Consider the following 26,385-nt stretch of genomic DNA (forward strand, 5'->3'; position numbering starts at 1 on the left):
GGCGCGCACGACCCAGGCCTATGGCCGAATTGGACAGTGAGGGCAGCTTCGAATCGCCGAATCGGCGATCGGCTATCTCGAGCGACAGGCAGTCACCGGGCTCTCGAACCGGCCCCGAGCGAGCGCAACTTCTCGGCGACCTCCACAGCGTCGCCTTCACCGACATCGTCGGAGTGCCGGTCCGGACGTGCGATCAGCAGGTACAGCAGACCAGTGCCCAGCACAATGGCCAGCCCGATCGCCACGACGTACCTGTCGAGGAACGACCCCGTGTTGGCCGGTTTGAGTAGCAACACCATGGCGAAGATCCCATAGGCCAGCGCGAGCACGTTCACCGCAAAGCCGTATCGACCCAGATTCCAGTTGCCTGCCGGCCGCCAACCCTTCAGGCGTTGTCGCAGCGCCGCCAGCACTACCGCCTGGAACGCTATGTAGATGCCGAGCACGGCGAATGCGGTGATGCGCGCCAGTTGATTGGGGAACGCGTACACGTAGAGGCAGATCAGTATCGGAACGACGCAGGCGACCAGAAGTGCGTTGGTCGGCACCGCATGGCGGGCCGACATCTTCGACAGCCAACCGCTCATGGGCAACATGCGGTCCCGGGCAGATGCGTAGATCAACCGGCTTCCCGCGGCCTGCAGCGACAGCACACACGAGATGAATGCGGTTACCGCCACGCACAGAAAGGCTTTCGAGCCCGCGGTTCCCAACGTGCTCTCCAGGATTGCGGGGATGGGGTCGGCATCCTCGCCGTTCACGATCGCTTGCAGGTCTGGCGCGGCCAGCACGTAACCGATGTAGGACATCAGTCCGGATACCCCGCCGACGATGATGGTCAACATCATCGCCCTTGGGATCCGCCGGGTCGGGTCGTCGACCTCCTCGGCCACGTCGCCACATGCCTCGAACCCGTAGAACAGGAACAGGCCGGCCAGTGCCGCTGCGAAGAAGGTGATGATGTAGGCCTGGTCACCGCCGGCGCCCATCGAGTCGAAGAACACCGAAAACGAGTTAACCCGTTTGAAGGCAAGCAGATACAACCCGAGCGCCACCACACCGACCAGTTCCGCCGCCAACCCGATTTTGGCAACCCGGGCGAGCATCTTTGTCCCGCTGAAGTTGACCACCAATGCCAGCAGCAGCAACCCAACGGCGGTGGCCAACTGGATGGCCGGTGTGTGCTCGATACCGAACAGGGCGGCGACGAACCCACCGCCGAATTCCGCTACTGCAGTTACGGTCACGATGACCGCCCATAGATACACCCAGCTGACGATCCAGGCATACTTGCGATTCCACAGCCGTCGCGCCCAAGGGTAGATGCCGCCGGCCAGGGGATACTGCGATACCACTTCGCCGAAGACGAGCGCGACCAGGAACTGGCCGCAGCCGACGATGACGATCCACCACATAGCGGGCGGGCCGCCGATGGACAGGCTGTACGCGAACAGCGAGTAGACCCCGACCAGTGGCGACAGGTAGGTGAAGCCGAGCGCCAGGTTGGACCACAGGCTCATCGACCGGTGGAAGTCGTGACCCGAGTATCCGAGCGCTTCCAGATGCGTCGTATCCGAAGCTCGGTTTCGTTTGGGTTCAACGGTATCGACCATCACGAACCTCCTTGGTCCGTTCAGCGGCTATTTGACGTAGGCGAGTGGCGTTACGGGGGGAGGTTTTAGCAGTGGCTCCGACTGGTACTGGCTGCGGATGCCTTCGATGTAGCGTTGACAGCGCGGCGTGAGTCCTTCGGCGGTCTGCATCCGCCCCTTGGTGACCAATATGCCCAAATCGGCGCCACAGAACCGATATTCGCCGGGGCCATAGACCCGCAGGAAGAATGCCTCGTCCTCGCCGGTGATTTCGTGCCAGTCGTTGCTCACCCGCGCGAAAACGAGTTCGCCGTCCTCGTCGAGATGCCATGTGCCTGTTCGGGGTGCGGCCAGGAGTCGCTCCACCGAATCTACGGTGGTCTCCTTCATGATCAACTGCGCCCAAACATCAACGGCGGCAAGGTCACGCCAGCGGTCGTTGATCTCTTCGACGTTCACCGTGTAATCCACATCCATGAACTCCAGCAGATGGAACAAGAACAACGGGACATCTGCGTATGCGCCCGCGGTGACATTCGTCATCGACGATGCACCGGAGATACGGGGATTTATTTCGCCGAGGTAGACGTTGTCGGTGTCGAGGTCGACCAACACGTCGACCTCGAGGAAACCTCGATAGCCTTCTTGCGCCAGCCGATCCCCCATTCTCTGCACAAGGTTGATAGCCGCGGCGCGGTGGGCTTCCGAAAGCGCTTCGGGGAACAGGTCATTACCACACCAGCCACCTTTATACGGCGTCAGTTCCGGGTAGCCGGTGAGATCGGTCATGAAGGGGCCGACAATGGTGCCGTGCTGGGTGATGCACGCCTCCACAGCGGCAGCCTTGTTATTGATCCGCTTCATCACCTTCAGCTCTTGGTTCGTCATGTGCTCGGCGTTGCTGTTCCAGTCCGCTTCCGACTTGATGAAGAAGGTGGTTTTACCTGAATCGCCGTAGGGTGTCTGCACCACCAGATCACTGCCGAGTTCGGCCGAATTGGCCAACGCCGTCAGCTCGGCATAGGTGTCGGCCGTGCCGATCACGTTCGGCACCGAAGGGGCGCCCGCCTCGCTTCCGAGTTGGGTGGTGACGATTTTGGAGTCAAGCCGCCGCCGTAGGGAGTCGGGCGGCAGGATGAGGTTGTAGCCCTGCTCGCGGCAGATCTCTTCGGTTTCCTCGTCGAAGAAGACCATCGCCACCATCGGTGTGCCGTCGCGGCGTTTCAGGTGAGCGCGCACTTCAGGATCGCGCAGCAGATAGTTGTTGATGTGTTCGCTCGACTCGAATTCGACGTACGGTTTGTTCTTCGGGGTGAACACGCGGGGATGTGCTCCGTCCCAGGAGTCGTAGTAGGCAACGTATTGAAAGTTGCGCACCCAGCGGTCGATGCCGAGCAGATTGAAAGCGGTCGGGCCAACAAAGTAGATCGGCTGAACATTCGTGCGGAAAAATGTCCGTATTTCGGCGATTCCGTTCAGCGAGCTACCACCGAAGAGACGCGACAAAGCGCGCTTGGCGGGTGGCGACGGTCTCCGCTGACGTTTTCGAGGTGGCGCTGCCTTACGCTGGCGGGTGGGGCGGGCTTGTTGGTCGGCCATGGTCGCCTCCTGCTCGTTCGACCTCCACGGCGTCGTCGCGGTGCATGTCGAGCGTAGGCCGATGTTGATCAACGTTTTGTCAAATGGCGCGAAACCCGCTCAGATTCCTCACTTTCCCGATCGATCGGATTTGCCGTGCCGGCTTCGGCCAGCAACGACCCCGGGTTGCCTCTGGCTCTGGCTGACGGTCGGCCTGCCTGCAAGTGCCCCCGCGATCGCGTCGAACGCGCGCAGCGTGTCTTGCAGGTAACCGGGATTCTGGGGATCCGGCCATGTAGATAGTTTGACGGACACTGTGCGGGTACGGCGGGTGACGTGGATGAGTTGGCCATAGATGCCTTGGCAAAGCAACACATCGCCGTATGGTCCTGGGCGGAACCAGAATTGGTTGCGATACCAGCCGCCCGGCATGGACACCTCGGCGGGAGAGGCGAGAAAGGCGGAACGCGCATCGGCGTCGACCGCCCAGGCGTCGCGCAGCCACCGCGATGCGACCACAGTTCGGCTGCCGCCGCCTTCGTCTGGCACGGAGCCGCCGTCAAGTAGCATCTGGCCGAATCTCGCCAAATCCCTTGCGGTCGCACATAACCCTCCGTCATGCACGGCCGTGCCGAGCCTGTCGCAAATGATCTCTGCATCGAATTCGGCGCCGAGCGGCTGCCAGATCAGCGTGGCTATCAACTCAGCCATCGATTGGCCGCCTGCGCGTTCACACACCCAACCCAGCACGTCGGTTTCGGCCGACCGGTAGAGGAAGCGTTGGCCGTGCGGTGCGTCGGCGGAGAGCCCGACGAGGTATGAGTAGATTCCATGCGGCGATGCGTCTGCCGGTGCCGGCGCCTGGCCGATGCATCGTGCGAGCGCCCTCACCTCAGCGTCGGGATCGAGGTAGTCCTCACGGAACCGGACCCCGCTGCGCATGTCGAGCACGTGGCGCACCGTCGCACCGTTATAGCCACTGGCGGACAACTCGGGCACATAGTCGGTCACCAGCCGATCGACATCTAGAAGATTGCGGTCGGACAGTGCGGCCGCGACACATCCCACCACCGACTTCGAGATCGACATCACCGCATGCGTTCGGTCCGGGGCCCCTTCCGGCGCATACCATTCCGCGACCAACGCGCCGTCTTGCATCACGACATAGGCGTCGGTGTACGTGTTGGTCATCACCTGTCCGGCCGTCACGACTGATCCGTCCACGCTGGTCAGTGTCACGTCGGTGACATCGGCAGATGCGTGCGCCGCGATCAACTGCCGGACCTTGCCGGTGTGGCGTGGAATCGGTGTCGTTGGCAGGATCTCGTTGACGTGCCAGTACGCCCAGCGATTGAACGGCGGCAGCTGCCAGTTTTCGGCGGTCACCGTAGGGCCGCCGGTCGACCCGGTCGACATAAGACCGATCGTAGGCACCGCCGTGCGTTCCTTGGCCTTCCTTGCGCGAACAGACGCAGAATGTCCCGACACGCCGTGGATTTGGAACACTTTGCGTCTGCTCGCGCAGGGGAGAACTCAGTACGTGTAGAAGCCCTGGCCCGACTTCTTGCCGAGCTGACCGGCCTCCACCATCCGCAGCAGCAGCGGCGGCGGCGCGTAGTGCGCGTCCTTGAGTTCGGCGTACATCGAGTCCGCGATCAGCTTCATGGTGTCCAGACCGATCAGGTCCGAAAGCCGCAGCGGCCCCATCGGATGCGACAGCCCGGCCACGATCGCCTTGTCGACGTCCTCGACCGTCGCGACGCCCGCCTCGACCATGCGGATCGCCGACAGCAGATACGGCACCAGCAGCGCGTTGACCACGAAGCCCGAGCGGTCGCTGCAGCGCACCACCTGCTTGCCCAGCACGTCGCTCGCGAACTTCTCCGTCCGCACGATCGCCGCGTCGGAGGTGACGAGCGTGTTGACCAGTTCGACGAGCGGCAGCACCGGCACCGGGTTGAAGAAGTGCAGACCGAGCACCCGTGCCGGATTCTTCGTCGCCGCAGCGATTTTCATGATCGGGATGCTCGAACTGTTCGACGCCAGCACCGCATCGGGATCGGTGATGATCTCGTCGAGTTGCGCGAAGATCTTGCCCTTGACGGTCTCGTCCTCGACGACGGCCTCGATGACCAACTGGCGGTCCGCCAGGTCGGTCAGCTTGGTGGTGTAGGTCAACCGGCCCAGCGTGGCGTCGCGGTCGGCCTCCGACAGCTTGCCCTTGCTCGCCGCCCGCTCGAGTGATCCGGTGATGCGTTTGCGGCCCGCCTCGACCAGTTCCTCGGCCGGTTCGTAGACGACGACGTTCGCGCCCGCCTTGGCGCATACCTCCGCGATGCCCGAGCCCATCTGCCCGGCCCCGACCACACCTACCCGTTCAATGCTCACTGCATCTCCTCAAAAAGCCTCAAGCCCCGCCCAAGCATGGACGGGGCCTGAGGCTACCAACTCAGTGGCTCCGGTCTTCGGTTCCGCTTCCTCACCGCGGGCTACACCCGCTTGATCGTCAGTGGAACTGGTCTTCGGTTCCACTTCCTCACCGCGGGCTACACCCGCTTGATCGTCAGTGGCTCCGGTCTTCGGTTCCACTTCCTCACCGCGGGCTACGCCCGCTTGATCGTCAGTGGAACTGGCCCTCTTCGGTCGAACCGCTCAGCGCCGTGGTCGACGAGGTCGGGTCGACGGTGGTGGCGATCCGGTCGAAGTAGCCGGCACCCACCTCGCGCTGGTGCTTGGTCGCGGTGTAGCCGCGCTCTTCGGCGTCGAATTCGCGCTCCTGCAGCTCGACGTAGGCGCTCATCTGGTTGCGGGCGTAGCCGTAGGCCAGGTCGAACATCGAGTAGTTCAGCGCGTGGAAGCCGGCCAGCGTGATGAACTGGAACTTGAAGCCCATCGCGCCGAGCTCCTTCTGGAACTTCGCGATCGTCGCGTCGTCCAGGTGCTTCTTCCAGTTGAACGACGGCGAGCAGTTGTAGGCCAGCATCTGGTCGGGAAACTCCGCCTTGACGCCCTCAGCGAACTTCGCCGCCAGCTCCAGATCCGGCGTGCCGGTCTCCATCCAGATCAGATCCGAGTATGGCGCGTAGGCCTTGGCGCGGGCGATGCACGGCTCGAGCCCGTTGCGCACCCGGTAGAAGCCCTCGGCGGTGCGCTCACCGGTGATGAACGGCTGATCGCGCTCATCCACATCGGAGGTGATCAGCGTCGCGGCCTCGGCGTCGGTGCGGGCGATCACCAGGGTCGGCACGTCGGAGACGTCGGCAGCCAGCCGGGCCGAGGTCAGCGTGCGGATGTGCTGCTGGGTCGGGATCAGCACCTTGCCGCCCAGGTGGCCGCACTTCTTCTCCGAGGCCAGCTGGTCCTCCCAGTGCGAGCCTGCGACACCGGCCGCGATCATGGCCTTCTGCAGCTCGTAGACGTTCAGCGCGCCACCGAAGCCCGCCTCACCGTCGGCGACGATCGGGGCAAGCCAGTTCTCGACGGACGTGTCGCCCTCGACCTTGGCGATCTGGTCCGCGCGCATCAGCGCGTTGTTGATGCGGCGCACCACCTGGGGCACCGAGTTGGCCGGGTAGAGGCTCTGGTCCGGGTAGGTGTGGCCGGACAGGTTCGCGTCACCGGCGACCTGCCAACCCGACAGGTAGATGGCCTTCAGGCCGGCGCGGACCTGCTGGACCGCCATGTTGCCGGTCAGCGCGCCGAGCGAGTTCACGAACTCCATCTCGTGCAGCTGCTTCCACAGCACCTCCGCGCCGCGGCGGGCCAGCGTGGCCTCCTCGACCACCGAACCCTGCAGAGCCACCACATCTTCGGCGGAATACGTGCGTTCGATGCCCTTCCACCGCGGATTGGTGTCCCAGTCCTTCTGGATCTCTTCGGCAGACCTCGGCTGGCCAACGGTCGACATTGGTGCTCCTTTACGTTGCAAGTCGCTGGAACTGTTCCCAACCCGATGGTTTGTTAACCCTCCAGCACCTTCACTGTTGTGCTAAGTCGAGGATGCACTACGGCATAACCGCAGGTCCACCCGTTTCATTTGTAAACTTTCGCCAACAGCCCGCATTAACTTGCAAAGTTTGCGAAGACGGCAATGCGCTTAACCGGTTCAGTAGCTACTCGCCGGTAGGTGGTTTTCGCTGGTCAGTACGCTCGTACTGTTAAAGCTCGCCGTCCGACAGGGCGAAGATCGCCGCGACCGCTTTTGTCTCGTCGCCGACGGCATATGTGAGCGTTCTAACAGTGCGATCGGACAGCTCGGCGCCGAATTGTTCGGTCGAGCCTGCCGGGTGCACGTGCGAGATGATCTCGAGCTTGTCGCCGAGCGCCACTGCCGCGTCGTGCTCGATGGTCACCCGGATCGGCTTGTGCAGAAGCTCCGGCGTATTGAAGAGGTAGTCCTCGATCACACTCCAGTACACGGAGTTGTTCATGTGGTCGAAGATGTCGATGTCGCTGACCCGCACCGGGAACTCGCGGATCTGTGCGGCATCCTCGCGGCTACCCGCCTTCAGATACGGCTTCCAGCGCAGCCGGTCGACGTCGGTGGTCCGCTGCAGGCCCTCGATGAAGTCGTCGGAGATGCGGGCGGGCCCCTGCGTCTCGCGGTTGATGTTGATCCAGAACGCCTCGGATTCCATCAGGCCGCCCTTGCGGCCGTCGATCCGGACCCGCATCTCGCACCACCGGTTCGAGGTGCCCGAGCACCACCGCCGCATCCGCAGCATGTCCTGGAATTCGACGGGCTTGATCAGGTCGATCATCGTGCGGCGCACGATCCACAGCGGGTGGGTCTCCTCGAAGCCCATCTCGCGGAGCTGATCGGAGCCGATGTCCTGAATGTGGCGGGTGGCGGCGTCGAACCGCAGCCTGCCTTCCCGGTCGATGTCGGCCACCCGCAGCGGCCATTGCCGGTCGAAGACGTCAGGGTGCGGATCGGGCACCGGCATCATTGCTTTCGCCAGACCGGTGCTGCCCGCAATTCCCGCCATCAGTGGTTCTCCCTGTCGCTGCAATCGGCCCGATCCTGCCACAGCCCGCAATCTGCCAACAATGCGAAGCTGCCCTTCGCAACTGTGCTAGCCCTCGGTAGGCTCGCTTACCGTGGCGAAAACATTCGTCGGCTCGAGGGTCAGGCAACTCCGCAGCGAGCGCGGGTTCAGCCAGGCGGCACTGGCGCAGATGTTGGAGATCTCGCCCAGTTATCTCAATCAGATCGAGCACGACGTTCGACCGCTGACGGTCGCGGTGCTGCTGCGAATCACCGAAGTGTTCGGGGTCGACGCGACGTTCTTCGCGTCTCAGGACGACACCCGCCTCGTCGCCGAACTGCGCGAGGTGCTGATGGACCGCGACCTCGACGTCGACGTCGACCTCGCCGAGGTCGCCGACATGGTCGGCGCGCATCCGGCGTTGGCGCGCGCGATGGTGAACCTGCACAGCCGCTACCGGCTGACCGCCGCGCAACTGGCCAACGCGACGGAGGACCGCAATTCCGACGGCAGCGGGTCGGGGGCGATCACCATGCCGCACGAGGAAGTCCGCGACTACTTCTACCAACGGCAGAACTATCTGCACGAACTCGACACTGCCGCCGAGGATTTGACCATCCGGATGCGCATGCACCGCGCCGAGTTGGCCCGTGAGCTGTCGGATCGGCTGACCCGCGTCCACGGCGTGCACATCATCCGTCGCATCGATCTCGGCGACACCGTGTTGCACCGCTTCGATCCGGCGACCAAGACGTTGGAGATCAGCGGTCACCTGTCGTCGGGTCAGACGGTGTTCAAGATGGCGACCGAGTTGGCCTACCTCGAATTCGGCGACCTGATCGACAAACTCGTCGACGACGGCAAATTCACCAGCCAGGAGTCGACCAAGCTCGCCCGGCTGGGGCTGGCCAATTACTTCGCCGCGGCCACCGTGCTGCCGTACGGACAGTTCCACGACGTCGCCGAGAACTTCCGCTACGACATCGAACGGTTGTCGGCGTTCTACTCGGTCAGCTACGAAACCATCGCGCACCGGCTGTCCACGCTGCAGCGGCCGTCGATGCGCGGGGTGCCGCTGTCCTTCGTCCGCGTGGACCGGGCGGGAAACATGTCGAAACGCCAGTCCGCCACCGGCTTTCACTTCTCGTCGTCGGGCGGCACCTGCCCGCTGTGGAACGTCTACGAGACATTCGCCAACCCGGGCAAAATCGTCGTGCAGATCGCGCAGATGCCCGACGGGCGCAACTACATGTGGGTGGCACGCACGGTGGAGCGTCGCGCATCGCGCTATGGTCAGCCGGGTAAGACGTTCGCGATCGGCCTCGGCTGTGAGCTCCGGCACGCGCACCGGCTGGTCTACTCGGAGGGACTGGACTTGTCCGGTGACAACGCGACACCGATCGGCGCGGGCTGCCGGGTCTGCGAACGTGACAACTGCCCGCAGCGGGCGTTCCCGGCGCTGGGCCGCGCACTGGACATCGACGAACACCGCAGCACGGTGTCGCCCTACCTGGTGAAGCAGTCATGAGTGCGCTCCCGCGGATCCCGCCGGGCGGGTTCAAGGAACTCGGGCCCGTCAACTGGGCCATCGCCAAGCTCGGCGCCCGCGGTATCCGTGCCCCGAAGTTTCACCTGTTCAACGTGCTCGGGCAGCACAAACTGCTGTTCCTCGCATGGCTGCCGTTCTCGGGTTACCTGCTGTACGCGGGCAAGCTGTCGCGCCGGGACGCCGAACTGGTCATCCTGCGGGTCGGCCACCTGCGGGACTGCGAATACGAACTGCAGCAGCACCGCCGGCTGGCGAAAAGCCGGGGCGTCGACGCCGCATTGCAGGCCAGGATCTTCGAGGGGCCGGACGCCGAAGGGCTGACCGACCGGCAGAGAGTGCTCATCACGGCGACCGACGAGTTCGTGATCACCCGCTCGATGTCGCCGGAGACCTGGTCGGCGCTTTCCGGCCTGCTCAGCCGTGCGCAGCTGATCGAATTCTGCACGCTGGCAGGGCAATACGATGCGCTGGCCGCCACCATGGCGACGTTGCGAATTCCGCTGGACTTTCCCGACTGAGATAGGGAACAATCCGCTTCCTCGCCGCGTTTGGCGGTTTATCTGACTTGATAGGAAGGGGCATGTCGCATGGCCACTGACTACGACGCACCCCGCGTCACCGAGACCGATGGCGATGAGTCGCTGGAGGAGATCACCAGCCGTCGCAAGAACGACGCCGCGACCGCGGTCATCGACGTCGACGACGGCGACGGCGCCGATTCGTTCGAGCTGCCCGACGCCGATCTCACCGGTGAGGAGCTCACCGTCCGCGTCGTGCCCAAGCAGGCCGACGAGTTCGTCTGCTCGAGCTGCTTCCTGGTGCAGCACACCAGCCGGTTGGCGCTACGCAAGGACGGCGAGCAGTACTGCACCGAGTGCGTGTGATCTAGCCGCCCGTTGGCGGCACTGGAGCAGGCTCCTCACCGAACGGCCCCGGCTCTGCGGGCGGCGGCACCTCGGCGGGCAGCGGCGGCGCGACGTCGTTGACCGGAGCGGCGGCAGGCTGGTCCGGTGGCGGCGGGACGTCGGGGGCCGGTGCCTGACAGGCAAGCACAGGCTGCGGCGTCATCGACAGCAGGAACGGATCGCAGTTGTCGGCCTGCGCAGTGGCAGCGAATCCCACCGCAGATCCGGCCAGGACTGCGCCGACAAAGGTGATTCCGGCGTACTTCCCTGCTTTCCAAGCTGCCACGTTTGCGTCCTCCAGATCGTCTGCGGTGCAGCAGACCATATCCCGGCGGGCAGTCCGCCGCTAGCGCACTTCACAGCGATCGTTCAGACTCGCGGTCCGGCTACAGGTAGGTCACCCCGAGCACGGTCAGCGACAACAAAACCGGGGACACCGGCAGCAGGAAGAGGAACGCCGCCCAGATCTCGGACTTGCGCTGATAACAGCGCCAGCCGAAATAGGCCGCGACGCCGCCCACGACGAACGACACCGCGGCGATCACCAACACCCAGGTGCTGATCGAACTCGTCGCGATCGCGACGGAAATCCCGGCCAACCACAGGATGTGGCCGACCACCAGTCCGCCGATCCCGGCGACCCAGATCGCTCTCGCTGGGCTGCCCGTGGAGACCACGTTCAGAAGTTGATCATGTGTCCGATGAGACCGTGGAAGCACTCCTGTAGCGCCTCGGACATCGTCGGATGGGTGTGCACATTTCTGGCCAGTTCGGTGGCTGTCAGATCCCACTTCTGCGCCAGCGTCAGCTCGGGCAGCAACTCGGAGACGTCATGGCCGACCAGGTGGCCGCCGAGCAACTCGCCGTACTTGGCGTCGGCGATCAGCTTCACGAAGCCGCTCGGGTCGCCGACGCCGTGCGCCTTGGCGTTGGCCGTGAACGGGAACTTGGCCACCTTCACGTCGTAGCCCTCGGCGCGCGCCTGCTCCTCGGTCAGCCCGAAGCTGGCCACCTGCGGCTGGCAGAACGTCGCGCGCGGCAGCATCCGGTAATCGCCGAGCGGCAAAGTCTCTGCGCCGGCGATGGTTTCGGCCGCGACCACGCCCTGGGCCTCGGCCACGTGGGCCAGTTGCAACATGCCGGTGACGTCGCCGATGGCGTAGATGTGCGGCACGTTGGTGCGCATGTAGTCGTCGATGCCGATCGCCTTGCGGTCGGTGATCTGCACACCGGCTTTGTCCAGGCCGTAGCCCTCGATGTTGGGAGCGAAGCCGATGGCCTGCAGCACCTTCTCGGCCTTGAGCTCCTCGTTCTTGCCGTCCTTGCTGACGGTGACCACAACCTCGCCGCCGCTGTCTTTGATCGACTCGACCTTGGTGCCGAGCATCACCTTGACGCCGAGCTTCTTGAACTGCTTCTCGACCTCCTTGGAAACCTCGGCATCCTCATTGGGCAGCGCGCGCGCCAGGAACTCCACGATGGTCACGTCGACGCCGTAGTTCTTCAGCACATAACCGAACTCCATGCCGATCGCGCCACACCCGGCGATGACGATCGAGGACGGCAGTTCGCGCGACAGGATCAACTCTTCGTAGGTGACCACGTTCTCCGACAGCGACGTGCCGGGCACCAACCGGGTGCTGCTGCCGGTGGCGATGATGATGTTGTCGAACGTCACCGTCTCGGTTCCGCCCTCATTGAGCTTGACCGACAACGTGTTCGGATCGGTGAACGTGCCGTACCCGTGGATCTCGGTGATCTTGTTCTTCTTCATCAGGAAGTGCACGCCCGCGACGCGGCCCTCGGCGACCTTGCGGCTCCGGTCGAACGCGGCGCCGTAGTCGAACGTCGCCTCACCATTGATGCCGAACTGCTTGGCCTCCTTGGTGAAGATGTGGACGAGTTCCGCGTTGCGCAGCAGCGCCTTGGACGGGATACAGCCGACATTGAGGCATACGCCGCCCCAGTACTTGGGTTCGACGACTGCGGTGTTCAGTCCGAGCTGGGCGGCGCGGATGGCCGCGACGTATCCGCCGGGGCCTGCTCCGAGAACGACGACGTCATAGTGGGTCACCCGCCCAACCCTAGTAGGGGATGAGCCCGACGAAACAGCGGCTCACGTGTTGGCAGAAGTAGGTGCCGTGCAACACCGCCGCGGCGCCGAGCGCGGCCAGCGGCGCCGACATCAGCCCGATCGCCAGTGCCGCGACAAGCGGCTTGTCGACCACCATCGCGGCCAACACCGCGCCGACCGTGCAGACGATCACGAAGATCAGCACCACGAACACCGGCGGCGTCTTGTCCAGCGAGTGGAACCACCAGTAATAGAGCCCCCACCCGGCCGCGGCGCCGAGAATCCACACCCCCGCCACCACAAGGACGAAGGTCCAGCGCTTTAGGTACTTGTAGGTGCCTTCGACGACCTCCGGATGCACGACGGGAGGCAGCGGCCCGGTCGGGGTGTCCGCGCCGTTTGCGGGGTCACGTTCGGCGGCCAACGGCTGCACCGGATCGGGCATCGCCGGAAATTCGCCGGTGAACACCGGCGAATACGGCTGCGTGGGGTCACCCGGCAGCGTTTCTTGTTCGGTCGGATTAAGCACCGTGCACCACCTGGATCGTGACCAGCACCGAGAACCACCCCGGCGCGATGGCCAGCACGAAGGCACCGAGCGCGGTCAGCCAGCGTCGCCCGGACAGCAGGATCGTCAGCATGCCGATCACGCTGGGCACCGCGATCACGAGTGCGACCACGATGTCGGGCCGGATCGCGGCCTTCACCAGCAGCGTCGAGGCGATCCCCGCGATCTGTCCGACCGCGAGACCCACAAGCATTGCGCCGGCCAGCAGCCACGCGCGCGGGAGGGCTATCACGTTTGGAACGATAGGCGCGCCGCCGCGGTCCTCGGCGGTCCGCCACGCAAGGTCACGGACGAAGATGCGCAGCTGTGATCAAGCCCTGACCTAGGCTCGCTGGGTGAGCGTTTCCACCTCCGGTGCCGGGTCGCCGTCGGAACTCGCGCAAGCACTGGAGGGCACCGGCTACCTGGCCGACGAGGGTGTCGCGACGGCCGCCTACCTGGCGCTGCGGATGGGTCGGCCGCTGTTCTGCGAGGGCGAGCCGGGCACCGGCAAGACGTCACTGGCCGCCGCGTTGGCCGAGGCGTTGGGCCTGCCGTTGATCCGGTTGCAGTGCCACGAAGGCATCGACGCCGCCCAAGCGCTCTACGACTGGGACTTCCCGCGGCAGTTGCTGCATCTGCGGACGCTGGAGGCGGCGGGACATCTGGACGCCGACTCCGCGGAACGCTCGCTCTACACCGAGCGGTTCCTGCTCGCGCGGCCGCTGCTGCGGGCGCTCACCGAGGCACCCTGCGTGCTGCTGGTCGACGAAATCGACAGGGCCGACGACGAATTCGAGGCGTTCCTGCTCGAAGTGCTCGACGAGAACGCCGTCACGATCCCCGAACTCGGCGAGGTGCGGGCCGCCACGCCGCCGCTGGTGGTGCTGACGTCGAACCGGACCCGCGACGTGCACGACGCGCTCAAGCGGCGCTGCCTGTACCACTGGCTCGAGCACCCCGACCTGGCGCGCGAGATCGCGATCCTGCGTCGCCGCATCCCCGGCATCGCCGAGGCGCTCGCCGATCAGGTGGCCCGCGCGGTGCACGCGCTGCGGGCGATGGAACTGGTCAAGCCGCCTGGTGTCGCCGAATCCCTCGACTGGGCGCGTGCGTTGCGTGAACTCGACCGCGATGCGCTCGACGCGCAGACCGCCGCGGCGACCCTCGGCGCGGTGGTCAAGTATCACGAGGACGCCGAGCGGGTGGTGCGGGCCGGACTGGACCGACTGCTGGCCGGCTGACATGGCGGCACTGGTCGGTTTCGCCGGATTCGCGCACGCGCTCGCGGTCGCGGGGCTGCCTGCCGACGCCGTCGACACCTACACCAGGGCGCTGCGCGAGGTCGACGTCGCCGACCCGCGGCAGGTGTACTGGGCCGGCCGCGCGACGCTGTGCCGCGACCCCGACGACATCCCCCGCTACGACCTGGTGTTCGAGAACTGGTTCGGCGGCACGGTGCCGGTCCGCGCGCCGCACCGCAGCCAGCCCCAGCGCCGCGCTCGCATCGCCGCGCTGGACACCACCGGCGACACCGACACCGACGGCGAGCCGCCGCACCTGCGGGTCGCCGCGGCCGACACCGAGATCCTGCGACACCGCGACATCGCCGAACTGACCGCCGCCGAGCGGGCGCATCTTGCCGAGCTGCTCGCCGCACTGCGGCCACAGTCCGCGACCCGGTCCGCGCTGCGGATGCGGCCGTCGCGCCGCGGCCGCGTCGACCCGCGGCGCACCCTGCGCCGCATGCTCGCCGCGGGCGGCGAACCGGTCCGGCCCCGGCACCACCGCAAGGACACCAGGCCACGGCGCATCGTGCTGCTGCTCGACGTGTCCGGCTCGATGAGCCCGTACGCCGACGCGCTGCTGCGCTTCGCGCACGTCGTGGCCCGCAAAAGCCCTGCCACCGAAGTGTTTTCGCTCGGCACCAGAATGACGAGACTGTCGCGGGCGCTGCGGGCCCGTGACCCCGAGACGGCGTTGGCCGCCGCGGGCCGCGCGGTGCCCGACTGGGCCGGCGGCACCCGACTCGGTGAGACGATGCGCGCGTTCCTGGACCGGTGGGGCAGGCGCGGCATGGCCCGCGGCGCGGTGGTGGTGGTCTTCTCCGACGGCTGGGAGCGCGGCGAGCCCACCCTGCTCACCGAGCAGATGGCGGCGCTGCGGCGACTCGCCCACACCGTGCTGTGGGTGAACCCGCACGCGGGCGTCGACGGCTATCAGCCGGTGCAATCGGGGATCGCCGCCGCGCTGCCCTACGTCGACCGGTTGCTCGCAGGCCACAGCCTGGCGACACTGCAGGATTTGCTCGACGAAATCCGCACCGCCTGAACATTCTGGTGCGCAACCGGTTTCGCGATTCTGCGGGTTCCCGGCGGCCAGCCAGAGCAGAGTATGCCTATGCGTATCACTGTCACCGTCGACGGAACCACGTACACCGACGACGTGGAACCCCGACTTCTTCTCGTCCATTACCTTCGCGACCGGCTCGGCAAGGTCGGCACCGTGATCGGCTGCGACACCAGCAACTGCGGTGCCTGCACCGTCCACCTCAACGGCTACAGCGTCAAGTCGTGCTCCGTGCTGGCCGTACAGGCCGACGGCGGTGACGTGACCACCGTCGAAGGGCTGGCACGAGACGGCAAACTGCACCCCGTGCAGGAGGCGTTCCGCGACAACCACGCGCTGCAGTGCGGCTTCTGCACCCCCGGCATGATCATGCAGACCATCGATCTGCTCGCCGAGCACCCGCATCCCGACGAAGAGGCGGTGCGGCACGGCCTGGAGGGCAACCTATGCCGGTGCACCGGATACCAGAACATCGTCAGGGCCGTGCAGGACGCGGCCAGCCGGCTGGAGGCGAAACCGGCTGCGCCCAAGACTGATTCGGCGGAGGCCGTCCGATGACCGCGACCGTTGAACCCGAGATCGGCAAGGCGCGGGTCCGCAAGGAGGACGAGCATCTGATCACCGGCCGCACCCGGTGGACCGACAACATCGTGCTGCCGGGCCTGCAGCACCTCGCCATCCTGCGCAGCCCCGTCGCACACGCCCGCATCACCAACATCGACACCAGCGCCGCGCGCAGCATGCCCGGCGTCATCGCCGTCTTCACCGGAGCCGATCTGGCGGCCGAACAGGGCAGCCTGCCCAACGCCTGGCAGATCACCGAGGACATGAAGGCGCCTGCCGCCCCGTCGCTGGCGGTGGACACCGTGAACTTCGCAGGCGAAGCGGTGGCAGTCGTGGTGGCCCGCACCGCGTACGAGGCCCAGGACGCGCTCGAACACATCGACGTCGACTACGACGACCTGCCGGTGGTGCTCGACCTCGCGGCCGCCGCCGACGACGCCGAGGTGATCTACCCGGACCTCGGCACCAACGTCAGCGCGGTGTGGACGTTCGACTCCGCGCAAGCAGGCACCGGCGGCGACGCCGAGGACGCCATCCGCGACGCCGAGATCGTGCTGGAGCGCACCTTCCGCCAGCAGCGGCTGATCCCCGCGTTCATGGAGCCCCGCTCGGTCGTCGTCGATCCGACGGGCCCACAGCTGACCGTGTGGTCGGCCACGCAGATCCCGCACATCCTCAAGCTGATGCTGGCGATGACGCTGGAGATCCCCGAGCACAAGGTGCGCGTGATCGCCCCCGACGTCGGCGGCGGATTCGGCGGCAAACTCCAGGTGACGCCGGAAGAGGTGATCGCGCTGCTGGTGGCGCGGCGGATCGGAAAGCCGGTGAAGTACACCGAATCCCGCAGCGAATCGATGCTCGCGGCGCACCACGGCCGCGACCAGATCCAGAAGCTGACGCTGGCCGCGCGCCGCGACGGCACGGTCACCGGCCTGAAGGTGGAACTGCTCGCCGACATGGGCGCTTATCTGCGGCTGGTCACCTCGGGCATCCCGATTTTGGGTGCCTTCATGTTCAACGGCATCTATAAATTCGGTTCGTACCACTTCACGTGTACCAACGTGTTCACCAACAAGACGCCCACCGACGCCTACCGCGGCGCCGGGCGCCCGGAGGCGACGTTCGCGATCGAACGGATGATGGACGACCTCGCGGCGGAGTTGGGCCGTGATCCGCTCGAATTGCGTGCGCAGAACTGGATCAAACACGAGGAGTTCCCGTTCGACACCGTCGCGGGCCTGACCTACGACTCGGGTAACTACGAGGCCGCCACCGCGCAGGCGCGCGAGTTGTTCGACTACGACGGGTTGCGCCGCGAACAAGCCGAGCGCCGCGAACGCAACGACCCGGTGCAACTGGGCATCGGCGTCTCGACCTTCACCGAGATGTGCGGCCTCGCGCCGTCGCGGGTGCTCGGCTCGTTGTCCTACGGGGCGGGCGGCTGGGAGCACGCCGCCATCCGGATGCTGCCCACCGGCAAGGTCGAGGTGGTCACCGGTTCGTCGCCGCACGGGCAGGGCCACGAGACAGCGTGGAGCCAGATCGTCGCCGACCAACTCGGTGTCCCGTTCGAGGACGTCGAGGTCATCCACGGCGACACCCAGAGCTCCCCGCGGGGTCTTGACACCTACGGGTCGCGCTCGCTGGCTGTCGGCGCGATCGCGGTGGTGAAGGCCGCCGATAAGGTGATCGCCAAGGCGAAACCCTTTGCGGCACACATGATGGAGTGCTCCGAGGACGACCTCGAGTTCACCGGAGGCCGGTTCCGCGTCGCGGGCACCGAGAAGGCGGTCACCCTCGCCGAAGTCGCACTGGCCGTGTTCGCCGCGCACGATCTGCCCGAAGGGCTGGAACCGAACCTGGACGCCGAGGCGACCTACGACCCGGACAACTTCTCGTTCCCGCACGGCACCCATCTGTGCGCGACGGAGGTGGACACCGAGACCGGGCAGGTGCGGATTCGCCGCTATGTCTGCGTCGACGACATCGGGCACGTGGTCAATCCGCTGATCGTGGACGGGCAGGTGCATGGCGGGCTGGCTCAGGGCATCGCGCAGGCGCTGTACGAGGAGGCCGTGCACGACGAGTCGGGCACGCTGATCAACGCATCGTTCGCGGAGTACCTGGTCCCGTCGGCGGTGGATCTGCCGACCTTCATCACCGGTCGCACCGAGACACCCGCGACGTCGAATCCGCTTGGCGTCAAAGGAGTTGGCGAAGCGGGCACCATCGCGTCGACACCGGCGGTGGTCAACGCCGTCATCGACGCGGTGCGCCATCTCGGCGTCAATGACATCGAAATGCCGTGCAGCCCAATGAGAGTCTGGCACGCCATCAACCAGGGAGGTGCCCGATGATTCCGTCGAACTTCGACTACGTCGCCCCGACCACCGTCGACGACGCGGTGGCCGCACTGGCCGAGGCCGGCGAGGACGCCAAGGTGATCGCGGGCGGGCAGAGTCTGATGCCGGTGCTGCGGTTGCGGCTGGCCGCGCCCACCGTGCTGGTCGACCTCAACCGGATCGACGAGTTGCGCGGGGTGCGCGACGACGGCGACGCCCTCGTGATCGGCGCGATGACAACCTATTACAGCCTGCTGGGCAACCCGATGATCAGCAAGCACGCGTTGCTGCTCGCCGACGCCACCCACACCGTCGCCGATCCGCAGATCCGGCACCGGGGCACGCTGGGCGGCAACCTCGCACACGCCGATCCGGCAGGCGATCTGGCCGCGCCGACGCTGGCGCTCGACGCGACACTGACCGTCGCTGGGCCGTCGGGTCGACGCAACATCCCCGTCGCGGATTTCTTCGTCGACTACTTCACGACCGCGCTGCAGCCGAACGAAATCCTCACGGAGATACGCATTCCCAAGCACACCGACTGGGCAGCCCACTACGAGAAGCTGCACCGGGTGGCGCAGGCGTGGTCGATCGTCGCGGTGGCGGCGACCGTCGCGGTCGACGGCGGGACGATCCGGCAGGCCAAGGTCGCGTTGACCAACATGGCAGCGGTGCCGATGCGCGCCCGCGCTGTCGAGGAGGCGCTGATCGGCCAGCAGGCCAGCGTGGAGTCGATTCGGGCGGCCGCCGAACACGCCGCCGATGGCATGAACCCGATGTCCGACGGCAACGCCGACGCCGAATATCGCAGCCACCTGGCCAAGGTGCTGACCCGTCGCGCCGTGACGACGGCGATCGGCGCGTAGGGATGCAACTCGAACACCAGTTGTCCGTCCCTGCCCCGATCGATGTGGTGTGGCCCGCGGTGTTGGATCCCGAGCGGGTGGCGCCGTGCGTGCCCGGCGCGACACTCACCGGCGTTGACGGCGATTCGTTCACCGGCACCGTCAAGATCAAGGTCGGCCCGATCACGTTGCTGTACAAGGGAACCGGCATGTTCGTCGAGACCGACGAGGCCGCCCGCCGGGCGGTGCTCAAGGCGCACGCCAAGGACACCCGCGGCAACGGCACCGTCAAGGCCACCGTCACTTTGACGCTGACCGCCGACGGGGACCGCACCGCGGGGGTGGTGGCCACGGACCTGTCCATCACCGGCAAACCCGCCCAGTTCGGTCGCGGCATGATCGCCGACGTCGGTGGGAAGATCATCGAGCAGTTCACCGCGTGCCTTTCGGAAAAACTCGCCGTCCCCGTCACGGCAGCCGAGACCGCGGCGCCCACACCTACTCCCGAGACGTCAACGGCTCCAGAGACTCCGGAGGTCGAACCGCTGAACCTGGTGCATTACGCGCAGCGATCGGCCCTCAAGCGGATCGGCCCACTGGCCGCGGCCGCCATGGCGATCCTGGCCATCGGAGCCTTGCTGCGACGCCTGCGGCCGCGGTCAGCCTGACTGAAGCCGCGCAGCACAGACAAAAGGAGCAGTCGAGGACGGCAACAACGCGGCCCGATCGTCGGGGTACTCGACGCTGAAGCGGACCGACCCGGCGATGCGGTACGGCTGGGCGGCAAGCAGACTGGCGTACTGCTTTCGTAGCCGCGACAATTCGGCGCGCACTGTCACCACGCGCGATGAGTCGCCGTACAGGTCGGCCGCCAATTCCGGCGCGGATCGCCCTTCCGGGAACAGCGCAAGAGCGAGCAGAATCTCGGCATGTCGAAGTGACAATTGGCTTCGCCAGCAACCGAATTGGCCGTCCATCTGCAGCGAGGGAGCGTCGGGGTCGTGCAGATCCAGGGTCGCGTGCACAAGCTGGCCGTCGGCCTCGGCGACCTCGGGGATCAGCCGCACCAACCACCCGCCCGGCAGCGGCTCGACGTCGCACGCCCCCAGGGTCGGGAACCACAGGCGCCCAGCGGAGATTTCGCGCGGCATAGCGATTCGGTTGTGCGGCGGCAGCGAATCCACCGCGGCCACCCAGCCCTGCGGATCGACGGCCAGGGCCGGGCTGGCGATCCGGGCGAGGATCGGCGCGGCCACCGTGCGCAGCCGGTTCAGTATGCGGTCGTGTTCTTCCCGCAGATGGGCCTCGGCCAGCCGAGCCACCGCGTCGACCAGTGCGACGGTCGTGGGGTGCACCGTCGCTGCCGGGCCCGAGACGTCCACCACGCCGATCGCCTGGCCGGTTCTCGGGTCCTTGATCGGGGCCCCGGCACAGGTCCAGGCGTGGTGGCTGCGCGCGTAGTGCTCGGCGGAGAACACCTGCACCGCGGAGTTGGACATCAATGCGGTGCCGATGGCGTTTGTCCCGACCGCGTGCTCGCCCCAGTGCGCGCCCTCGACGAAGCCCAACCGGTCGGCTTGGCCGAGTACAGACCGCGACCCGGAGCGCCACAGCACCCGCCCCTGCGCGTCGGCGATGACGAGAATGTTGTCGCCTTCGGCGACCAACGAGTCCAGCCCGCGAGTGATCTCATTGAGCACGGCAACCAGCCCGGAGGAATGGCGCAACAAGTCGAGCGTGCTGTCCTCCACCTCAGGAGCGGGCAGCGCATCCGGGTGGATGCCCCGCGCCATCAACCGGTGCCAGGAGTCTTCGATGACCTTGCGCGGTCGTGCAGGGGCACGATCACCGGCCATCGTGGCGTCGTACACCACAGACATCAGCCGGGCGTAGCGGCGTGGATCCTCACCCACCGCGACCGCGGGCTCGGGGACAGACGAACGGGGCATCACCGACGATTGTGCTCCTGATCACACCAGGGGGCCAGCACACGCATCACGCGGTGGCGGGATCGACGAGCACCTTCATCTTCGTCCCCGCGTGCAGCGCTTCGAACCCTTCGTCGACGACGTCGCCGATCGCGATCGCGGTCACCCAGCCCGCAGTGTCGTAGGCACCTTGCGCCATCAGCCCGATCACCGCTTCGAAATCGGCACCGGTGTAGCACAGCGAACCCTGGATCCGGGATTCGTTCATGACCAGGTTCAGCAACGGCGTCGTCAGTGGCTTCTCGTAGATCGCCACGCTGACCATGGGCCGCCGGGCACCGACGCACGCGAGTGCGGTCTCGACCGCAGGTGCCACTCCGGCGGCGTCGAACACGGCACCTGCGCCACGCCCGCCAGTGCGGTCCGCGATGAACGACGGTACGTCCGTTTCGGTGGGATCCAGGGTGTGTGCGCCGAGCGCTTCGATCGCCGCGCGACGGGTCGCCGACGGTTCGACGACGAGCACGTCCTCAATACCCTTGCCCCGCAATGCAAACCACAGACCGATGCCGATCGGTCCAGCACCGAACACGACGGCCGTGTCCCCGGCGGCTGGTTCTCCCAGAGTCGCCGCGTGATACGCGACCGACATCGGCTCGACAAGCGCGCCCAGTTGCAGCGACACGTTGTCCGGCAGCCTGTGCAGCATGTTCGTTGGGACGACGGTGTATTCGGCCATGCCACCGTCGGACATCAACCCGTGAAATCCGATTGTCGCGCAGATGTTGTAGTTGCCTGCCAGGCACGGCGCGCACCGACCACATTTGTAGATCGGCTCCACCGCGACGCGGTCACCTACTTCCCAATCCGTGACGCCGGCGCCGAGATCGGTGATGACGCCGGAGAATTCGTGCCCGATCGTCAGCGGCAGCTCACGCCCGGTGAGCGGATGCGGTTCGGTCGGAATGAAGATGGGGCCCGCGTAGTACTCGTGCAGATCGGTGCCGCAGATGCCGTTGAAACCGACCTTCAGCTTCACGGTGCCCGGGCCCGGGTCCGGCTCGGGCACGTCGGCGACCTCGACCTTGTTCGGTCCGTAATAAACAGCTGCTTTCATGGCTGCAGTTGTATGTGACCGCGGACACACCGTGGAAGAGTTGCATCGCGTTGCAAGAGTCACCGAACTGCAACGCGCTGCAACTCTTGTGCACTGCACGACCGCGGTGTGTCCTGGGTCACATGACACAAATTCTGGATTCCGCCACCGCCACGACGCCGCAGCAGCGGGTTGACGCCTGGCTCGCCGATTTCGAGGCTGCGCTGGCGGCTCGGGACATCGACCGAGTGGTGCAGAAGTTCGCCGTCGACAGCTTTTGGCGCGACCTGGTGGCTTTCACCTGGAACATCAAGACCGTCGAGGGCCGCGATGAGATTGCCGACATGCTCGGCGCTCGGTTGTCGGACACCGACCCGTCCGGCTTCCGGACGCGGGAGGCCCCGACCGAAGACGGCGACGTCACGTCGGCGTTCATCGAGTTCGAGACCGCGGTGGGACGCGGCATCGGGCATCTTCGGCTCAAGGACGACCAGGCCTGGACGTTGCTGACCGCCATGCAGGAGCTCAAGGGGCACGAGGAGCGAAAGGGCGCGACCCGCGTGCTGGGCGCTGTACACGGCGACGACCCCGATCCGCGGTCCTGGGCCGAGAAGCGCGCCGAGGAGGACGCGTCGCTGGGACAGACGGTGCAGCCCTATGTGGTCGTGGTCGGCGGCGGGCAGGGCGGCATCGCGCTCGGCGCCCGGCTGCGCCAGTTGGGCGTGCCCGCGATCGTGATGGACAAGCATGACCGGCCGGGCGATCAGTGGCGCAAGCGGTACAAGTCGCTGTGCCTGCACGATCCGGTGTGGTACGACCACTTGCCCTACCTGCCGTTCCCGCCGAACTGGCCGGTGTTCTCGCCCAAGGACAAGATCGGCGACTGGCTGGAGTTCTACACCCGCGTGATGGAGGTCCCGTACTGGTCGAAGACCACGTGCCTGTCGGCGTCGTTCGACTCCGCTGCCGGTCGCTGGACCGTCGAGGTGGACCGCGACGGCGAACGGCTGACGCTGCACCCGGCCCACCTGGTGCTCGCGACCGGGATGTCGGGTAAACCCAACGTGCCGACGCTGCCCGGCCAGGACCTGTTTCGCGGCGATCAACACCACTCGAGCGCGCACCCCGGTCCGGACCGCTACGTCGGCAAGAAGGCGGTCGTCATCGGGTCGAACAACTCGGCACACGACATCTGCAAGGCGCTCTACGAGAACGGCGTCGACGTCACCATGGTGCAGCGGTCCTCGACGCACATCGTCAGGTCGGACACCCTGATGGACATCGGCCTCGGCGACCTCTACTCCGAACGCGCCGTCGCCGCCGGGATGACAACGGAGAAGGCCGATCTGACGTTTGCCTCGCTGCCGTACCGGATCCTGCACGAGTTCCAGATTCCGCTCTACAACGCGATGCGTGAACGGGACAAGGAGTTCTACGACCGGCTGACCGCCGCAGGCTTCGAGCTCGACTGGGGCGACGACGAATCCGGACTCTTCATGAAGTATCTGCGCCGCGGGTCCGGCTACTACATCGACGTCGGAGCGTGCGACCTGGTCGCCGACGGCAGGATCAAACTGGCGCACGGCCAAGTCGACCGGTTGACCGAGGATTCGGTTGTGCTCGCCGACGGCACGGAACTGCCCGCGGATCTGGTGGTCTATGCGACGGGGTACGGCTCGATGAACGGCTGGGCGGCCGACCTGATCGGACAGGACGTCGCCGACAAGGTCGGCAAGGTGTGGGGCCTTGGCAGTGACACCACCAAAGATCCCGGCCCGTGGGAGGGCGAGCAGCGCAACATGTGGAAGCCGACCCAGCAGCCCAACCTGTGGTTTCACGGCGGCAACCTGCACCAGTCGCGGCACTACTCGCTGTACCTGGCGCTGCAACTCAAGGCCCGCCACGAGGGAATCCCGACGCCGGTGTACGGCCTGCAGGAGGTGCACCACCTGAGCTGATCGGGCCGCCCGGCAAGATGGGAGCGTGGAACGCGATGAGCGCTTGCGCGAAGAGCAGACGGACGACGATCCCTATCTCTGGCTCGAGGACATCACCGGCGACGATGCGCTGGCCTGGGTGCGCAGCCACAACGAGCCGACCGTCGCGGAGTTCGCGGGCGACCGCTTCGAGCAGATGCGCGCCGAGGCGCTGGAGATCCTCGACACCGACACCCGCATCCCGTATGTGCGGCGGCGCGGCGAGTATCTGTACAACTTCTGGCGCGATGCGAAGAACACGCGCGGGCTGTGGCGGCGCACGACGCTGGAGAGCTACCGCACCGAGCAGCCCGACTGGGACGTCATCCTCGACGTCGACGAACTCGCGCGCGCCGACGGCGAGAACTGGGTGTGGGCGGGCGCCGAGGTCATCGAGCCCGACTACACGCTGGCGCTGATCGAGCTGTCGCGCGGCGGCGCCGACGCCACCGTCGTGCGCGAATTCGACATGGTGAAACGGGAATTCGTGTCCGACGGCTTCCAGCTGCCGGAGGCCAAGTCCGGGCTGTCGTGGGAAGACCACGACACCGTGCTGGTGGGCACCGACTTCGGTGAGGGCTCGCTGACCGAATCCGGCTATCCGCGCATCGTGAAGCGGTGGCGGCGCGGTCAGCCGCTCGCGGAAGCGCAGACCCTGTTCACCGGCGATCCGTCGGATGTCAGCGTCGGCGGCGGGTACGACCGCACCCCGGGCTTCGAACGGCTGCTGATCACCCGGTCCCTCGACTTCTTCAACCGCGAGCGCTACGAGTTGCGTGGCAACGAGTTGATCCGCATCGACGTTCCCACCGACGCCAACATCTCGCTGCACCGCGAGTGGTTGCTGATCCGGCCGCGCACCGAGTGGGCGGTGGGCACGACGATCTACCCGGCGGGCTGCCTGCTGGCCGCGAAGTACGAGGAATTCCTCGCGGGCACAGCCGAATTGAGCGTGGTCTTCGAACCCGACGAGCATTCCAGCCTGGAGAATTACGCGTGGACGCGCGACCACCTGATACTGGTCAGCCTCGTCGACGTGGCCAGCAAGGTGGACGTGGTCACCCCCGGGTCGTGGCAGGCCGAACCGATCCGGGGCATCCCGCCGAACACCCACACCGTGCTGGTCGACGTCGACGAGTACGGCGACGAGATGTTCCTCGACTCGAGCGGCTTCGACCTGCCGTCGCGCCTGCTGTGGGGCCACGCCGGCGGCGAAGTGACGGAGATCAAGAGCGCCCCTGCGTTCTTCGACGCCTCCGATATCGAGGTGACACAGCACTTCGTCGCGTCGGCCCACGGCACGATGATCCCGTATTTCGTGGTGGGACACCGCAGTTCGACCGGTCCGACCAAGACGCTGCTGAACGGCTACGGCGGCTTCGAAAGCTCGAGCACACCAGGCTACGCCGGGGTGCTCGGTCGGCTGTGGCTGTCCCGAGGCGGCACGTACGTGCTGGCCAACATCCGCGGCGGCGGCGAATACGGGCCGCGCTGGCACACGCAGGCGATGCGTGAGGGCAGGCACCTGGTGCACGAGGACTTCGCCGCGGTGGCAGCCGATCTGGTGCGGCGCGGGATCACCACCGTCGAGCAACTGGGCGCGCAGGGCGGAAGCAACGGCGGCCTGCTGATGGGCATCATGCTGACCAAGTACCCGGAACTGTTCGGTGCGCTGGTGTGCAGTGTGCCGCTGCTCGACATGCGCCGCTTCCACTTACTGCTGGCCGGGGCGTCGTGGGTGGCCGAGTACGGCGATCCCGACAATCCCGACGACTGGGCGTTCATCTCGAAATACTCGCCGTATCAGAACATTTCGTCAGAGCGGCGATATCCGCCGGTGTTGATCACGACGTCGACGCGCGACGACCGGGTGCATCCCGGACACGCCAGAAAGATGACCGCGGCGCTCGAGGCGGCGGGCCAACCGGTGCGGTACTACGAGAACATCGAGGGTGGGCACGCCGGAGCGGCCGACAACTCACAGATCGCGTTCCGGTCGGCGTTGATCTACGAGTTCCTGCACCGGATGCTGGGCGACTAGCGCCGAAACGG

At 66.2% G+C, this 26,385-nt stretch carries 24 protein-coding genes; 11 read left to right on the forward strand and 13 right to left on the reverse strand.

Annotation, left to right across the window (positions count from 1 at the left end; translation table 11 throughout):
* Positions 1–92 precede the first annotated feature (92 nt).
* The 6 genes from C1A30_RS21445 to C1A30_RS21475 form a co-directional block, all read right to left on the reverse strand.
* Positions 93–1,613, reverse strand: a complete 1,521-nt coding sequence (locus C1A30_RS21445) for an APC family permease (protein WP_101950427.1) — start codon at positions 1,611–1,613, stop codon at positions 93–95.
* Between the two features lie 27 nt (positions 1,614–1,640).
* Positions 1,641–3,191, reverse strand: coding sequence for a biotin carboxylase (locus C1A30_RS21450; protein ID WP_101952783.1), 1,551 nt, complete (start codon positions 3,189–3,191; stop codon positions 1,641–1,643).
* Between the two features lie 108 nt (positions 3,192–3,299).
* Entirely contained in the window at positions 3,300–4,586 is a 1,287-nt protein-coding gene (locus tag C1A30_RS21455) for a serine hydrolase (protein ID WP_101950428.1), read from the reverse strand.
* A 117-nt stretch (positions 4,587–4,703) separates the two neighbouring features.
* Positions 4,704–5,558 (reverse strand): 3-hydroxybutyryl-CoA dehydrogenase, encoded by an 855-nt coding sequence (locus C1A30_RS21460; protein WP_101950429.1) that lies wholly within the window; start codon positions 5,556–5,558, stop codon positions 4,704–4,706.
* Between the two features lie 232 nt (positions 5,559–5,790).
* Positions 5,791–7,077 (reverse strand): isocitrate lyase, encoded by a 1,287-nt coding sequence (aceA, locus tag C1A30_RS21465; protein WP_101950430.1) that lies wholly within the window; start codon positions 7,075–7,077, stop codon positions 5,791–5,793.
* A 250-nt stretch (positions 7,078–7,327) separates the two neighbouring features.
* Positions 7,328–8,158 (reverse strand): acyl-[acyl-carrier-protein] thioesterase, encoded by an 831-nt coding sequence (locus tag C1A30_RS21475; protein ID WP_101950432.1) that lies wholly within the window; start codon positions 8,156–8,158, stop codon positions 7,328–7,330.
* Between the two features lie 112 nt (positions 8,159–8,270).
* Between C1A30_RS21475 and ramB the strand changes: the two genes are divergently transcribed.
* From ramB to C1A30_RS21490, 3 genes are all read left to right on the forward strand, one after another.
* On the forward strand, positions 8,271–9,686 hold the full coding sequence (ramB, locus tag C1A30_RS21480) for an acetate metabolism transcriptional regulator RamB (protein ID WP_101950433.1): 1,416 nt from the start codon (positions 8,271–8,273) through the stop codon (positions 9,684–9,686).
* Complete coding sequence (locus tag C1A30_RS21485; protein WP_101950434.1) at positions 9,683–10,225, forward strand: carboxymuconolactone decarboxylase family protein; 543 nt, start codon at positions 9,683–9,685, stop codon at positions 10,223–10,225. Before ramB ends, C1A30_RS21485 begins: the two co-directional genes overlap by 4 nt.
* A 69-nt stretch (positions 10,226–10,294) precedes the next feature.
* A complete protein-coding gene (locus tag C1A30_RS21490; protein ID WP_101950435.1) occupies positions 10,295–10,591 on the forward strand; it encodes a DUF4193 domain-containing protein in 297 nt (98 codons plus the stop codon).
* A gap of 1 nt (position 10,592) precedes the next feature.
* Here the strand turns inward: C1A30_RS21490 and C1A30_RS21495 are convergent, their stop codons facing one another.
* The 5 genes from C1A30_RS21495 to C1A30_RS21515 form a co-directional block, all read right to left on the reverse strand.
* Positions 10,593–10,898: a hypothetical protein gene (locus C1A30_RS21495; RefSeq protein WP_142392639.1), complete on the reverse strand. Its 306-nt coding sequence runs from the start codon at positions 10,896–10,898 to the stop codon at positions 10,593–10,595.
* 100 nt (positions 10,899–10,998) lie between these two features.
* The gene (locus C1A30_RS21500) at positions 10,999–11,289 is read right to left on the reverse strand and encodes a hypothetical protein (protein ID WP_101950437.1); all 291 of its coding nucleotides are present in this window, start codon (positions 11,287–11,289) and stop codon (positions 10,999–11,001) included.
* A gap of 2 nt (positions 11,290–11,291) precedes the next feature.
* Positions 11,292–12,686 (reverse strand): dihydrolipoyl dehydrogenase, encoded by a 1,395-nt coding sequence (lpdA, locus tag C1A30_RS21505; protein WP_101950438.1) that lies wholly within the window; start codon positions 12,684–12,686, stop codon positions 11,292–11,294.
* Positions 12,687–12,696: 10 nt separating this feature from the next.
* The gene (locus C1A30_RS21510; RefSeq protein ID WP_101950439.1) at positions 12,697–13,215 is read right to left on the reverse strand and encodes a hypothetical protein; all 519 of its coding nucleotides are present in this window, start codon (positions 13,213–13,215) and stop codon (positions 12,697–12,699) included.
* Positions 13,208–13,486, reverse strand: a complete 279-nt coding sequence (locus tag C1A30_RS21515; protein WP_101950440.1) for a putative holin — start codon at positions 13,484–13,486, stop codon at positions 13,208–13,210. The genes C1A30_RS21510 and C1A30_RS21515 overlap by 8 nt, the downstream gene beginning before the upstream one ends.
* Positions 13,487–13,589: 103 nt before the next feature.
* Here C1A30_RS21515 and C1A30_RS21520 point away from each other — a divergent pair, with 103 nt between their 5' ends.
* The 6 genes from C1A30_RS21520 to C1A30_RS21545 all read left to right on the forward strand — a co-directional run bounded on the left by C1A30_RS21520 (position 13,590) and on the right by C1A30_RS21545 (position 20,001).
* Positions 13,590–14,477, forward strand: coding sequence for a MoxR family ATPase (locus C1A30_RS21520; RefSeq protein WP_101950441.1), 888 nt, complete (start codon positions 13,590–13,592; stop codon positions 14,475–14,477).
* A 1-nt stretch (position 14,478) separates the two neighbouring features.
* On the forward strand, positions 14,479–15,564 hold the full coding sequence (locus C1A30_RS21525; protein WP_101950442.1) for a VWA domain-containing protein: 1,086 nt from the start codon (positions 14,479–14,481) through the stop codon (positions 15,562–15,564).
* A 69-nt stretch (positions 15,565–15,633) separates the two neighbouring features.
* Complete coding sequence (locus C1A30_RS21530; protein WP_101950443.1) at positions 15,634–16,140, forward strand: (2Fe-2S)-binding protein; 507 nt, start codon at positions 15,634–15,636, stop codon at positions 16,138–16,140.
* Positions 16,137–18,503 (forward strand): xanthine dehydrogenase family protein molybdopterin-binding subunit, encoded by a 2,367-nt coding sequence (locus C1A30_RS21535; protein WP_101950444.1) that lies wholly within the window; start codon positions 16,137–16,139, stop codon positions 18,501–18,503. The genes C1A30_RS21530 and C1A30_RS21535 overlap by 4 nt, the downstream gene beginning before the upstream one ends.
* Positions 18,500–19,354, forward strand: coding sequence for a xanthine dehydrogenase family protein subunit M (locus C1A30_RS21540; protein WP_101950445.1), 855 nt, complete (start codon positions 18,500–18,502; stop codon positions 19,352–19,354). The genes C1A30_RS21535 and C1A30_RS21540 overlap by 4 nt, the downstream gene beginning before the upstream one ends.
* Positions 19,355–19,356: 2 nt before the next feature.
* A complete protein-coding gene (locus tag C1A30_RS21545) occupies positions 19,357–20,001 on the forward strand; it encodes an SRPBCC family protein (RefSeq protein ID WP_101950446.1) in 645 nt (214 codons plus the stop codon).
* On the opposite strand, the gene C1A30_RS21550 is transcribed toward C1A30_RS21545, so the two are convergent.
* Both C1A30_RS21550 and C1A30_RS21555 read right to left on the reverse strand, forming a co-directional pair.
* Positions 19,993–21,282, reverse strand: coding sequence for a GAF domain-containing protein (locus C1A30_RS21550; protein WP_101950447.1), 1,290 nt, complete (start codon positions 21,280–21,282; stop codon positions 19,993–19,995). The two genes, C1A30_RS21545 and C1A30_RS21550, sit on opposite strands and share 9 nt — an antisense overlap.
* Positions 21,283–21,328: 46 nt before the next feature.
* On the reverse strand, positions 21,329–22,378 hold the full coding sequence (locus tag C1A30_RS21555) for a 2,3-butanediol dehydrogenase (protein ID WP_101950448.1): 1,050 nt from the start codon (positions 22,376–22,378) through the stop codon (positions 21,329–21,331).
* A 122-nt stretch (positions 22,379–22,500) separates the two neighbouring features.
* Here C1A30_RS21555 and C1A30_RS21560 point away from each other — a divergent pair, with 122 nt between their 5' ends.
* Both C1A30_RS21560 and C1A30_RS21565 read left to right on the forward strand, forming a co-directional pair.
* The gene (locus C1A30_RS21560; protein ID WP_101952784.1) at positions 22,501–24,315 is read left to right on the forward strand and encodes an NAD(P)/FAD-dependent oxidoreductase; all 1,815 of its coding nucleotides are present in this window, start codon (positions 22,501–22,503) and stop codon (positions 24,313–24,315) included.
* 25 nt (positions 24,316–24,340) lie between these two features.
* The gene (locus C1A30_RS21565; protein ID WP_101950449.1) at positions 24,341–26,374 is read left to right on the forward strand and encodes a prolyl oligopeptidase family protein; all 2,034 of its coding nucleotides are present in this window, start codon (positions 24,341–24,343) and stop codon (positions 26,372–26,374) included.
* Positions 26,375–26,385: the final 11 nt, after the last annotated feature.

The organism is Mycobacterium sp. 3519A (assembly GCF_900240945.1).
In the GTDB taxonomy this organism is placed as follows: domain Bacteria; phylum Actinomycetota; class Actinomycetes; order Mycobacteriales; family Mycobacteriaceae; genus Mycobacterium.